Here is a 12,926-nt window from a genome sequence, read left to right on the forward strand (position 1 = left end):
ACGTCGGAACGCAGTCGTTCCAACGAAACCGTTCCAACGTCAAGTCGTGAAGGGGAGAGATGCCATGCGAATGAGTCACCAGGAAGACGCGCTCCAGAACCCCCACATCCGGTTGTTCGTGTCGGGCTACCAGGCCCTGCTGAAGGGGGACTTCGAGGGCTTCGCGGACATGTGGGCCGAGGACGGCTCGATGGAGTTCCCCTATTCCCCCGAGGGCTTGCCCCAGCGGCTCGACGGCAAGGCGGCCATCCGTGAGCACCTGCGGAGGTTCCCCGAGATGCTGCACATCGACCGCTTCAGCGAGCCGGTCTTCCATCCGTCGCAGGACGGGCGGGTGCTGATCGCGGAGTTCTCCTGCGAGGGGCGCGCCGTGGCCACGGGCAAGCCGTACAACCAGAAGTACATCTCGGTGGTCGAGTTCCGGGATGGGCGGATCGTGAAGTACCGGGACTACTGGAACCCGCTGATCGCGCTGCGGGCCCTGGACCCCAAGGAGGGCTGACCATGAGCAAGCCTGGGATTCTGGTGACGGGTGGTACGGGCAAGACGGGTGGCCGCGTGGTGCGGAGGCTGAAGGAGCTGGGCTGGCCGGTGCGCCTGGCCAGCCGCTCGGGGAGCGCGCCCGAGGGGGTCGAGGCCGTGCGCTTCGACTGGAACCAACCCGAGGGCCACGCTCGCGCGCTGGAGGGCGTGGAGCGCGTCTACCTGGTCGCGCCGGTGGGGGAGTCGGATCCGCTGCCGGTCATGTCGGCGTTCATCGAGCGGGCGCGAGCGGCGGGGGTGCGTCGCTTCGTGCTGCTCAGTGCCTCGTCGCTGCCGGAGGGTGGACCGGCCATGGGAGGCGTGCACCGGTTGTTGCGCGAGACGGCGCCGGAGTGGACCGTGCTGCGCCCCTCGTGGTTCATGCAGAACTTCTCCGAGGGGCAGCACCAGGCCACCGTGCGCGACGAAGGGGCGCTGTACTCGGCGACGGGCGAGGGGCGCGTGCCCTTCATCGACGCGGACGACATCGCGGAGGTGGGGGTCCGGGCGCTCATCGACGAGAAGGCGCACGACACGGCGCACCTGCTGACGGGGCCGCGCGCGCTGAGCTACGGGGAAGCGGCGGCCATCATCGGTGCGGCGCTGGGCCGGCCCGTGCGCCACGTCAACCTGTCGGAAGAGGCGCTCGCCGAGCGCTGGAGCCGCCTGGGACTGTCGCGGGACTACGCCGCGCTGCTGGCGTCCATGGATGGAGCCATTGCCCGCGGGTCGGAAGATCGGACGACCACCACCGTCGAGCAGGTGACGGGGCGGCCTCCGAGGGAGCTCGCGGACTTCGCGCGGGCCTCGGTGTCGGCCTGGCGCAAGCAGGGATGAGCCGTGCCAGCGGCTTCACCTCGAACGTCTCGGGTGTTCGTACGCGCGAGCAGCTCGTGGACGCTCTCAAGCGAGGTCACCGCGCCGCCGGTCTGACGGCCTTCTTCGCATACTCCGCTGTCAGCCCTTCGTAGTCGCTGAAGTCCGGGAACTTCGGGTAGCGATGAACCGCGGGCGTGCTCGCCCAGGGGAGCTTCTCGTCCGTCCACGTCTCGATGAACGGGGTGAACCAGCTGGCGTCATCGAGCATCGTCGCGCGGACGTTGACGAACATGTCCAGGCCCTCGGGCCGGGTGAACATCCAGCTCATGCAGTACGGGCAGAAGTAATGACGGGTCGAGCCGTGGAGGCCTCCAATGACAGGCTCTCCCTTCGTGACCAGGAACCCCTCGGTCGGGATTGCCGCGCTCAAGGAGAAGGCGCTCGCGGTCATCCGCTGGCAGCCCGTGCAGTGGCAGGCCATCGTGAGGAGGGGCGGTGCGCTGATCCTCAGCCGCACCTGTCCGCAACGGCATCCGCCTTCCCAGGGGAGATTCCACTCGTTCATGAGCGGAGTCCCTACCCCACTCGAGGCTCCAGGGCACCCCGTTTCCGCCCGGGATGTCCGATACCCTCACCCCGGCCCTCTCCCAGTGGGAGAGGGAGGGTGGGGTGGGACGCCGGGAAAGTGCCGCCGGGATGGTGTCGGAGAACCCGGGATGGTGTCGGAGAACTCGCACCGGCACCTCACCGCCCCTACGAGTCGTCTAACACCTGAGGCCGGAGGCCAGTTCCTCACCGTCTCTGGCGCCGGAAGGCGCCCACCACGAGGAGCAGCATCAGCGCGTCCGCCCCTCCCACGCTGGAACATCCCCAGCCATTCCGGTCCTCCTCCGTGGCCCCAGCCACGGCGGTCACGGCGGGGCTGACCTGTGCCTCGTCGGGCTCCGCTGTCTGGGCGGCCGCGATGGACGCGCTCGACATGATGGTGATGCTCACCCTGGTCGAGAGGGAGTCCAGGGACCCGTCGTTCACCTTGAAGGTGAAGCTGTCCGCTCCAGAGGCATTGAGGTTGGGCACGTACGTGAGGAACGGCGGGGTGCCGCTGAGAACGCCCTGGGTGGGCTGGGTCACCACGGTGTAGCGGAGGCTCGAGCTGTCCGCGTCAACCCCCAGGAGCGTGATGGCCCGCGGCGTGTTCGCGGGGGTGACCACCTGCTGGGGAATGGCAATGGGCGCATCATTCACTGGATTGAGGGTGATGGTGACCGTGGCGTTACTGGAGCTCAGCGCTCCATCACTCACCCGGAACTTGAAGCTGTCCGTGCCCGTCTCGTTGGCGGTGGGCACGTAGGTGAGATTCGGGAGTGTGCCGGTGAGGGTGCCCTTCGTGGGCGGGGTCGAGATGCTGTAGCTGAGAGCAGCCCCCTCCGCATCCCAGCCCGTCAAGGTGATGGCCTTCGAGGTGTCCTCGTTCGTGGAGACGGACTGGCCGTTCGCCACGGGCGTGTCATTCACGGGGGCGACCGTGAGGAGGAACGTGTCCGTCGCGGTCGTCACTCCGTCCGAGACCGTCACCGTGAGGGTGGCCGTGCCAGACAGGTTCACACCGGGGACGACCCGGAGGGTGCGGCTCGTACCGCTGCCGGCGAGCGTGATGTTTCCAGGAGGAACGAGCGCGGCGTCGGACGACGTCGCCGTCACCCGAAGCGCGTCGACGGCGGTGTCCACATCCCCGATGGTGAAGCTCACCAGCCCGGTGGCCACATCCTCGTTCGTGGACTGGTCCGGGATGTTGCTGAGGGTGGGACTCTTCTCACCGGAGGGACGCGGCCACACCCCGAACGCGGACTGGCTGAGGTTCTCGTAGGTCCCGCTGTTCGAGGTGATCTTCCGCAGGGCCCGGACCGCGTAGTACGCCGAAGCCGGGGCGAAGCCATCGCTGTACGAGGTGGCGGTCAGCGGGGCGCCGGTGAGCCGGGTCCAGGGCCCGTCCGGGTTCGTCGCCCGGTACACGTGGTAGCCGAGAAAGCCAGACGCGGCGGCATCCGCCGAGGGGGCCCAGCTCAGGTTCGCGCTCGTCAACCCGGAGGCCACGACCAGCTTCTGGGGCGGGGCCACGACATGGAGGCGGAGCGTGGGGTCTCCCATCAGTCCGATGTGGACGAGCTTGGAGGAGCTGTTCCTCCAGACCGGATAGTCGCTGGAGTTGTTGGCCGTCAGCCGCGCGCCATAGCCGATGGTCTCGCCCATGCCCATCGGGTGGACGAACCAATGGGGCCGGCCTGCCCAGGCCGAGGTGAGCCCATGGCCCGTCGCCGCGAGCGGAGCGCGCAGGAAGTTGTTCGTATATCCCCAGTCTCCGAAGTAACTCCCGAACAGGAACGTGAACACCGCGCGCGACTCGCCGTTGCGGAAGTCGGTCGTCGTCCCGATGCCGCCCGCGCTCTGCGAGCTTCCTCCGCCACAACCATAGGCGAGCAGGTAGGCGTTCGTGCGGAGTGTGCCCATCCAGTCCGCGCTGGACACCGCGGCACGGCCCACCAGCGCGGAGAAGTTCCTCCAGCCGCTCGCCGCGAAGGCCTCGCCGGAGAAGTAGCCGAAGTTGTCATCGATGAGCCCGCGGGCCGGGACACTCAGCTGTCCCTGACGCCAGGCGTGGTCCTTGGCCAGGTAGCGCCGCAAGAGCCTCGCTTCGATGTCGGTCGCGCTCTCGCCGCCCGCACCGAACACGGGCATGTTCTGGAAGTCCACCCGGCCCACCTGGAGCTCGAGCGGGGACGGAGGCGTGCTCTGGTCGAACTTCCCGTCTCCGGGCGTGTTCCGGTTGCGCGCATCATTGGCGGTCGTGACGTTGGCGGTGGTGTCCGTCCAGGTTCCGTCGAGGTCGGCGTAGTACGCGTCCGTGGGCCACGCACCATGGTGGTCCGGGATGTGTCCGTCAGGGACGATCAGGCCAGAGTAGGGCTGGGCCACGCTGCCCAGGATGACGACGGCCTGGACCGAGGGGTCCGCGGCGCGGTCCGCCTGGATGCGCGCGCGGATGGCGGGGGGAAGCTCGGTCCGGGCCACGTCGTGCCGGATGACGCGCCAGCCATCACCCCGGAGGTCCCAGATGAACTGGTCGAGCTCGGCCGAGGCCAGCGGGACGAGGGTCGCATCCACCAGCACGATGACCGAGCCACGAGCATGGACGGCGGGAATATCGATTCCCGCGGCCACGAACCCGCTGGACACCACGTTGTCGCTCCGCACCCGCCGCACCTGGTACTCGTAGACGACACCGGTCACCACCGAGGTGTCGGCATACGACGTCGCGGTGGGGGCCAGCGGCACGGCGGCTTCCCACGTCGGGCTACCCAGGCGCCTGCGAGAGACCGTGAGTGAGTTGACCGCGGTTGCCGAAGCGCTCCAGTTCAGCGTCAGACTGGCGGGTGAGTCCACCGCCACCGCGGCGAGCTCGATGGTGGTGTCGCGCGCACTCTGCGCACGGGCAGGGGGGCCGAGGCAGAGGAGCAGTGCCAGCCAGAGTCCGTAAGAAGCCAGTGCGTGCCGAGACCGGATGAACCGCGTATTCAGATGGCTACCCTCCGAGTGAGTGAAGAGCGTAGCCTGCCGCGGCGGGCTGACACCGGGATTTCGTGTAATTCTCGTATTGCGAGACTGTGGGGGGACTTCACTACATCCAACGCCAGGACTGGCTCGGCCGTCGAGCCGCCGGGTGCTCCCCCCCTCACTTCCTTCACCCGTCACGTGCGGATCTACCTTGAGGACATGTCCGACGCGTTCACCCACCTGGAGGTCGCGGGTCGTCACGTGCGCATCAGCCGGCCGGAGAAGGTCTTCTTCTCCGCGCGCGGCGAGACGAAGCTCGACCTCATCGAGTACTACCTGGCCGTCGGTGAAGGCGTGCTTCGCGGCATCCGCGAGCGCCCATGCGCCCTCAAGCGCTACCCGGACGGGGCCGAAGGCGCGTTCTTCTTCCAGAAGCGGGTTCCGGCCGGCGCGCCCGAGTGGCTCCAAACCGCCGAGGTGACTTTTCCCAGCGGCCGGCGCGCGGACGAGCTCTGCCCGGTGGACCTGGCGCACGTCGTCTGGGCGGTGAACCTCGGCTGTCTGGACTTCAACCCGCATCCGGTACGCCGGAGCGACCTCTCGCACCCGGACGAGCTCCGCATCGACCTCGACCCGCAGCCGGGCGTGCGCTTTTCCACCGTGCGCGAGGTAGCCCTGTGCGTGCGCGAGGTGCTCGAGGAGCACGGGCTCGTTGGATACCCGAAGACGTCCGGCTCGCGCGGCATTCACGTCTATGTCCGGCTCGCACCGCGCTGGGACTTCACCCAGGTCCGTCACGCCGCGCTCGCGCTCGCGCGGGAGGTGGAGCGGCGCATGCCGCGTCAGGCGACGAGCGCCTGGTGGAAGAAGGAGCGCGGCCGGCGGGTGTTCGTGGACTTCAACCAGAACGCGCGGGACAGGACCATCGCGTCTGTCTATTCCGTGCGTGCCAACCCCGAAGCGCGCGTGTCCTGCCCGCTGCGCTGGGACGAGGTCGCGGACGTGGAGCCCGAGGAGCTCACGCTCGCCACGGTGCCCCGGCGCTACAAGAAGCTCGGCGACGTCTGGGAAGAGATGGATGCGCGTGCCTTCACGCTCGACGGCCTCCTCGAGCTCTTCGAGCGACAGAAGGCCGCGGGGCTCGGTGAAGCCCCCTTCCCGCCGCACTTCGAGAAGCAGAAGGACGAACCGCTCCGTGCGCCGCCCCGCGAGGGCGCTCTCCGCGCCAAACCGGCGCTCGCGGCACGTGCGCGGCGACAGCCGCGTCGCGGCGGAAGCCGTTGACGCACCGCCTCTTCATGCACGCTCAATGGGCGGGGGAGGCCTCGAGCTCGGAGGCGAAGACATCGGCGAGCTCGGCCGGGACCGAGCGCTCCAATTGCGCGTAGGTGCACGAGCGCGGCGTGCGGTCCGGGCGCCACCTTCGGAAGTGCGTGGCGTGACGAAAGCGCATGCCCTGCATGTGGTCGTACGCCACCTCGACGACGAGCTCCGGGCGCACGGGCTCCCAACTCAGGTCGCGCTGCGCGCTCCAGCGGCTCTGGGCCCCCGGCATCCGGACCGCGTCGTCCTCCACCTCCGCCCACTCGCGCCAGGGGTGCGTCTCCATCGCCCGCTTCCGGTACGGCTCGAGCTTCTTGGCGAGCTCCACCCGTTGCTTCGCGGCGAACCCCGTGGCGACGCCCGCGTGTTGCAGCGTGCCTCGCGCATCGTAGAGGCCGAGCACCAACGAGCCGATGCCCTGGCCGTCCTTGTGCCAGCGAAAGCCACCCACGACGCAGTCCGCGGTGCGCTCGTGCTTCACCTTGTACATCTCGCGCTTGCCTTCGAGGTACGGCAGGGCGAGCGGCTTGACGACGACACCATCGAGCCCGGCGCCCTCGAAGCGGCGGAACCAGGCCTCGGCCACCTCGCGGCTGCGCGTGGCGGGCGTGAGGTGGATCGGCGCGCGGACGCGCGCGAGCGCTTTCTCGAGCAACGTCCTGCGCTCGTGGAATGGCCGCGGCCGCAAGTCTCGCTTGTCGAGCGCGAGCAGGTCGAAAGCCACGAACGAGGCGGGCGTCTCCACCGCGAGCTTGCGGATGCGTGAAGCCGCCGGGTGGATACGCTGCAACAGCGCGTCGAAATCCAGCCCGCCGTCCTCGCCCACGATGACGATTTCACCGTCGACGACGCAGCGGCGCGGCAGATGCGTGCGTATCGACTCGACGAGCTCGGGGAAGTAGCGCGTCATCGGCCGCTCGTTGCGGCTGCCGAGGATGACCTCGTCCCCGTCGCGATAGACGATGGCGCGGAATCCGTCCCATTTCGGCTCGTAGAGCACCTCGCCTTCCTCCGGGAGCTCGCGCTCCAGCCTGGCGAGCATGGGCGACACCGGAGGCATGACGGGCAGCTTCATGAAGGGAAGCTGGGCCCGACCCGCGCGGCGATCAACCCGGCGCCCCGGTCCCCTCGTGGCGCCCGACAGGCGGGACGTCCTCGTTCGTCTTTCCCGTGTTCGTGGAAAATTGTATTCCCAATGGGTGTTAAAACGCGTAAACGTCGCATTCCAAGTAGTGCCTGTTGAACCAGTGAGGGGGTTGGAATGACGAGGCGTACGACGACGTGGATGAAGTGGGTGAGGGGAGCCGGACTCATGCTGGCCATGGGCTGCGGTCCCCAGGAGGGGCCGCTCGCACCGGAGGGCCCGAGGCCAGACCACCAGCTCATGGCCCTCAGTGCGATGGCCAGCCCTGACGCCACGCTGCGCGTTCCCAGGTGCCAGGCAGGGGGTTCTGACTGTGACTCGGGCACCCTGCTCCAGGGCCGTGCGGGAGTGGGCCCGGAGCAGAACGCGCCCAACACCCTGGGCGGCACCTGCGCCGACGGCACCTCCGGCAGCTACCGCTCCGACGAGTCCGTGGAGCAGGTGCGCGTGGTGACGGTGGACGGCTCTTCCCTGGCGGCCGGCAAGCAGGTGCGGGTGGAGGTCGTCGTCTGGGCCTACTCCGGGTACAGCTCGGATGCGCTGGACATCTACTACACGGCGGATGCTTCCCAGCCGTCGTGGACGCTCCTCACCACCCTGGTGCCTCCTGGCGCCGGCCTCCAGCGGATGAGCGCCACCTATACGCTGCCCTCCGGCGGGACGACCCAGGCCGTCCGCGCGTCCTTCCGGTACGGCGGGAGCGCCGCCCCGTGTACCCAGGGGCCGTACGATGACCGGGATGACCTGGCCTTCGACGTTGGCGGCGGGCAGATTCCGCCTCCGGTCACGCCTTCCCCGCGCCTGGTGAAGCTCGACGCCAGCTACGAGCATGCGCTGCTCGTGCGCGCGGACGGCACCGTGTGGGGCTGGGGTTACAACAACTACGGCCAGCTCGGCCCGGCCACGAGTGAGCCGCGCGTTCGCAGCCCCGTGAAGGTGACGGGACTGAGCGGTGTCACGTCGGTGGCCTCGGGCGGCGCGTACTCGCTGGCGCTGCGCCAGGATGGCACCGTGTGGAGCTGGGGGTACAACTCCAACGGCCAGTTGGGAGATGGGACCTCGGTGAACCGGAGCACCCCCGCGCAAGTGTCCGGCTTGAGTGGCGTGGTGTCCATCACCGCGGGCAACGGCTTCGCGTTGGCGTTGCGCAACGACGGCACGGTGTGGAGCTGGGGGAGTGGCTACTCCGGTGAGCTGGGGGATGGCTCCTCCTCGCGCTCCACCCCGGCACCGATTGCCGGGCTGAGCCGCGTGGTGGCCGTCGAGGCGGGCTACGGCTACGCCCTGGCGCTGCGCGACGACGGCACGGTGTGGAGCTGGGGGGAGAACTTCGAGGGCCAACTGGGCGACGGCACCACCACCCAGCGCTCCACGCCGACGCAGGTGGGGGGACTGTCGGGCATCGTCGCCCTGGCGGCGGGAGGCTCCCACTCCCTGGCATTGCGCCAGGACGGCACGGTGTGGGGCTGGGGGAACAATTACTCGGGCCAGTTGGGTGATGGCACCAATACCCAGCGGCTCACCCCCGTTCAGGTGCAGGGGCTCACGGGGGCGACGGTCCTGGCCGCCGGTGGCCAGTCCTCCCTGGCGCTGCGCGGTGACGGTGGCGTGTGGCTCTGGGGTAACAACAGCTGCCTGGACGACGGCGCCTCGAAATCCCACACGGTGCCCGAGCAGGTGCCGGGTCTCACTGGAGGGGTGGATGTCTCCTCCGCCGATTGTGCCTCCCTGGTGCTGGATTCGAGCGGTCGGGTCTGGGCGTGGGGCGCGAACTCCAACGGCCTCTTCGCGGACGGCTCGGACTTCCAGCCCGGGCCGGTGCAGGTGCTCGCCAGCGGCTTCAAGGACGTCGCCGTGGGCAGGACGCATACCCTGGCGCTGCACCAGGACGGTACGGTGTGGAGCTGGGGGGATAACTACTCCGGGAAGCTGGGCGATGGCACCACCTCCAACCGGCTCGCGCCGGTGCGGGTGATGAGCCTCACCGGGGTGACGGCCGTGGCCGCGGGCGACCATCACTCCCTGGCGCTGCGCCAGGATGGCACCGTGTGGAGCTGGGGTTCCAACGCCGGCCGCCAGACTTCGCAACCCGTGCAGGTGTCGGGCCTCACCGGGGTGACGGCCGTGGCCGCTGGTGGCGGCCATTCGCTGGCGCTGCGCCAGGATGGCACCGTGTGGGCGTGGGGCTGGAACGTCGACGCCCAGTTGGGCGATGGCACCACCGTGGATCGTCCGGTGCCCTTCCAGGTGCCGGGCCTCACGGGCATCATCTCGGTGTCCGCGGGCTACACCCACAGTCTGGCCGTGCGCAACGACGGCACGGTGTGGGGTTGGGGATGGAGCAACCGGGGCCAGCTCGGCATCGGCTCGACCTCCGCCCGCTACAAGGCGAGCCCCGTCCAGATGGCCGCCGTCACGGGTGCGACCGCGGTGGCCGGGGGTCTGGACTACTCGGTCGTCGTGGCCGGGAGTAGCAACACCCTCTGGGTCTGCGGAACGAACAACTCCGGCAACCTGGGCGATGGCACGACCAGCAGTCGCTATACCCCCGTGCAGGTGGCGGGCCTCACCGGGGTGGCCTCGGTGACGGATCCCGAGGAAAGCCATACCCTGGCCGTCCGGGGCGACGGCACGCTGTGGGCCTGGGGAAGCAACTACGGCGGCCAACTGGGCCTGGGAACCCTGACGCAGTCCCAGGCGCTCTCACCGGTGCAGGTGGCCCTCACGGGTGTGCTCAGGGCGGGGACCGGCCTGGGCTTCTCCGTGGCCGTGAAGACCGACGGCTCCGTCTGGAGTTGGGGCAGCAACGGCTTCGAGGTGCTGGGCACCGGCCGCTCCATCCACCGGAGCGCGCCCGGCCTCGTCCCGCTCCCGTAGGGCGGGCCAGGCGGCGCGGGGTCGACCCCATGAAGCAGCCCTGAGAAGGACAAGGGCTGCTTCAGCCGCCGCGGAAGACCGCCTCCATGTCTTTGCCGCGGTCGAGACCAATCACAGCGTCTCGGTGGCCCGGAGCCAGGACCTGGTGAACTGGTACAAGTAGGAAAGGTGGGCCCGGGTCCCTTCATTGACGGGCGGGGGCCGGGGATGCTGTAGAGGGGCGGAAGGGGGGACTCCTGGAATGAGTGGGCGGATGACACGGCGAGCAATCCGGAGCGGGTGGGCCCTTGGCGGGGCGTTGCTGCTGCTGAGCGCATGCAGCCAATGCCAATCGGACCCGAAGACGGCGTCAAAGCCGGCGCAAGCCGCCGAGGAAAAACCCACCATCACCAAGCCCGTGTCGCTGGAGATCAACGGCTTCAATTACACGGATTTGTATATCGCTGCTTTCATGGTGAATGGACAGGGAGGTGGCAACATCTTCGTCAGTTCCCCTACGTCAGGGGGCGGGAAGAGTGCCTGCTGCTTGAATTTGTGGCCGGGTACGGAATTGCCGACAACGCTAACGATCAAATGGACGCGGGACAACAAGCGTTGGTGTGAAGCGGAAGCCGTGCTCGAGGGACCCATTCCAGCCAATCCTCAGAACCTCGGGGTTCATTTCTTTCCGGATGGCCACATCGAGGCGGAACTGTCAGAGGGCTACCCTGAGATGAAGTTGGTGTTGGAGTCCTTCGACGACGGAAAGCGCAAGCAGTCTGGAAACACGGTGGCGGACGAGCAGACCGCGAGGTGCAAAGATGGCTACTGAGCAGGATTCAAAGAAGCTTCAATCACCCGGACTGCTGCAACTGGCCGCGTCTCTCTCGAGCGCGAAGGTCGAGCCCACCCGCTCCGTGCCGCTCGTGTTCGGAGCTGGGAACAAGGTGTCGGCCAATACGGTGCGACAGGGGATGAAGATCACCTTCTTCTTCGACGGTACTGGCAACAACCTGGAAGCCGATTACGCCAATCGCGAGCACAGCAACGTCGCGAGATTGTTCCTCGCACACCAACAAACCGATAAGGGACAAGTCTCCTTCGGCTATTACATCCCGGGGCTCGGTACACGCTTCAAGGACATCAAAGATCCGGGAGGAACGACCACGGGGCTCGCCTTTGGAGGCATGGGGGAGGAGCGCCTCGAGTGGGCGATGAAGAAGCTCGAGACCCAGCTCTTCCAGGCCAAGGGCCGCTCGGTCCACGTGGCTCTGTTCGGCTTCTCCCGTGGAGCCGCCCTGGCGCGGGCCTTCGCCCGGCGCATCGCGGACCGTTGCACCAAAGCGAGCGGAGGCGGCTGGACCTTTCAATCCAAGAACACGAGGATCCCCTTCGAGCTGTACTTCATGGGCCTGTTCGACACCGTGGTCTCGGTGGGGATGCCCATGGGGACGAACAATGCCCAGTCCCTGGATCTGACGATGGGGATGTGTGTCCCGGCGCGTCGGCGCGTCCGTCGGAGTGGGAGGAGCGAGGCAGGCGCACGGTGAAGGTCGAGCCCCTCCCGGGGCTGCTCTCCACCTGGATGCTACCGCCATGCAGCTCGACGATCTGCCGCACGATGTAGAGCCCCAGGCCGAGCCCACCGTAGTGCCGTGACGACACCGCCCGCTCGAACCTTCCGAAGATGAAGGGCAGACGCTCGGGGGCGATGCCGATGCCCCGGTCCCTCAGCGTGAGCACGGCCGAGCCCTCCTCAAGGGCCACCGTCACCTCGATGGGCGCCGCCGCGCCATACTTGACGGCATTGTCGAGGAGGTTCGTCACCACCTGCTCGAGCCGGAAGCGATCCCACCGGCCCACCACGGGCTACTCAGCGGAGCCAGTGCTGGACGACACGGCGCTGGTGGGGCGGTTGCGCTACGTCCTGGCCCATGGGGTGAAAGAGGGCCTGGTGGAGAGGAGTGCCGAGTGGCCAGGACTCACGTGTCTACCGCAGCTGCTGGGGCCGGCGAGGCGACTGTTCCAATGGTTCAACTGGACGAAGCGCTGGAGCAAGAGGAGGAGCGAGGACACGGCAGCGGGGGAGGGGCGCTTCGCCGAGGAAATTGCCGAGCCAGTGGAGTTGGAGGTGGCGCCACTGCCGTGCTGGGAAGGACTGGGGGAGGAGGAGAGGCAGCGCGCGGTGCGGGGGCTCGTGGAGCAGGTGGAAGCCGAGGCTCGCGCACAGGACAAGCCTGTGCTGGGAGTGCGGGCCGTGAGGGCACAGCACCCGCATACCCGGCCCGAGCGCCTCAAGCGGAGCCCTCGGCCGTTAGGGCATGCCTCGACGCGCCAGGCATTGAAGGAGTTGCGTGAGCAGTACCGGGCCTTCGTCGCGGCATTCCGAGAGGCGGCAGCACGGTGGATGCGAGGGGAGTTCTCGGACAGCTTTCCGCTCTTCTCTTTTCCGCCGCGTGTCGTGCCGGGTCGCGTCACTCGAATTCTCTGACACCCTCGCGGGACACCCTCGCGGAGGAGAAGACGATTGTTCTCTGGAATCTCCGGCTTTCTGAGTTTTGAAACGTGTACACGTGTACGGTGATTTGAACTTGAGCCAGCTCAAGACGCTCGATATTGATCCAATGGTGAGATGCATGCGAATATCACCTTGTGACGAACCAAAAATGGACTCAGACCAATCGAGCTGCTGCGGACCGGCCTGCGCAGT

The 12,926-nt window shown here is 68.0% G+C and carries 10 protein-coding genes and 1 pseudogene; 7 read left to right on the top strand and 4 right to left on the bottom strand.

Going from position 1 to position 12,926, the window contains the following annotated elements; genetic code table 11:
* The first annotated feature begins 64 nt into the window (after positions 1 to 64).
* Entirely contained in the window at positions 65 to 502 is a 438-nt protein-coding gene (locus JRI60_RS00590) for a nuclear transport factor 2 family protein (protein WP_204223856.1), read from the top strand.
* A 2-nt stretch (positions 503 to 504) separates the two neighbouring features.
* Entirely contained in the window at positions 505 to 1,359 is an 855-nt protein-coding gene (locus JRI60_RS00595; protein WP_204223857.1) for an ergot alkaloid biosynthesis protein, read from the top strand.
* A gap of 76 nt (positions 1,360 to 1,435) precedes the next feature.
* Here JRI60_RS00595 and JRI60_RS00600 read toward each other — a convergent pair whose 3' ends face one another.
* Together JRI60_RS00600 and JRI60_RS00605 are read right to left on the bottom strand one after the other, a co-directional pair.
* Positions 1,436 to 1,906, bottom strand: a complete 471-nt coding sequence (locus JRI60_RS00600; protein WP_204223858.1) for a GFA family protein — start codon at positions 1,904 to 1,906, stop codon at positions 1,436 to 1,438.
* Between the two features lie 227 nt (positions 1,907 to 2,133).
* Positions 2,134 to 4,674: a tandem-95 repeat protein gene (locus JRI60_RS00605; protein ID WP_204223859.1), complete on the bottom strand. Its 2,541-nt coding sequence runs from the start codon at positions 4,672 to 4,674 to the stop codon at positions 2,134 to 2,136.
* A gap of 438 nt (positions 4,675 to 5,112) precedes the next feature.
* Here JRI60_RS00605 and ligD point away from each other — a divergent pair, with 438 nt between their 5' ends.
* On the top strand, positions 5,113 to 6,177 hold the full coding sequence (gene ligD, locus JRI60_RS00610; protein WP_204223860.1) for a non-homologous end-joining DNA ligase: 1,065 nt from the start codon (positions 5,113 to 5,115) through the stop codon (positions 6,175 to 6,177).
* A gap of 22 nt (positions 6,178 to 6,199) precedes the next feature.
* Here the strand turns inward: ligD and JRI60_RS00615 are convergent, their stop codons facing one another.
* Positions 6,200 to 7,291, bottom strand: a complete 1,092-nt coding sequence (locus tag JRI60_RS00615; protein WP_204223861.1) for an ATP-dependent DNA ligase — start codon at positions 7,289 to 7,291, stop codon at positions 6,200 to 6,202.
* Positions 7,292 to 7,477: 186 nt separating this feature from the next.
* On the opposite strand from JRI60_RS00615, the gene JRI60_RS00620 reads away from it, so the two are divergent.
* The 3 genes from JRI60_RS00620 to JRI60_RS52825 all read left to right on the top strand — a co-directional run bounded on the left by JRI60_RS00620 (position 7,478) and on the right by JRI60_RS52825 (position 11,766).
* A complete protein-coding gene (locus tag JRI60_RS00620; RefSeq protein WP_239470259.1) occupies positions 7,478 to 10,237 on the top strand; it encodes an RCC1 repeat-containing protein in 2,760 nt (919 codons plus the stop codon).
* Between the two features lie 298 nt (positions 10,238 to 10,535).
* Positions 10,536 to 11,048, top strand: coding sequence for a DUF3304 domain-containing protein (locus JRI60_RS00625; protein ID WP_204223862.1), 513 nt, complete (start codon positions 10,536 to 10,538; stop codon positions 11,046 to 11,048).
* Between the two features lie 142 nt (positions 11,049 to 11,190).
* A complete protein-coding gene (locus tag JRI60_RS52825; protein WP_239470937.1) occupies positions 11,191 to 11,766 on the top strand; it encodes a phospholipase effector Tle1 domain-containing protein in 576 nt (191 codons plus the stop codon).
* Here the strand turns inward: JRI60_RS52825 and JRI60_RS00630 are convergent.
* Positions 11,714 to 12,085, bottom strand: a pseudogene (locus tag JRI60_RS00630) (sensor histidine kinase); the annotation flags it as partial. The gene JRI60_RS52825 and the pseudogene JRI60_RS00630 overlap by 53 nt on opposite strands.
* A 16-nt stretch (positions 12,086 to 12,101) precedes the next feature.
* Here JRI60_RS00630 and JRI60_RS00635 point away from each other — a divergent pair.
* Positions 12,102 to 12,707, top strand: a complete 606-nt coding sequence (locus JRI60_RS00635; protein WP_239470947.1) for a hypothetical protein — start codon at positions 12,102 to 12,104, stop codon at positions 12,705 to 12,707.
* Positions 12,708 to 12,926 lie beyond the last annotated feature (219 nt).

It is taken from the genome of Archangium violaceum, from assembly GCF_016887565.1.
Taxonomy (GTDB): domain Bacteria; phylum Myxococcota; class Myxococcia; order Myxococcales; family Myxococcaceae; genus Archangium; species Archangium violaceum_B.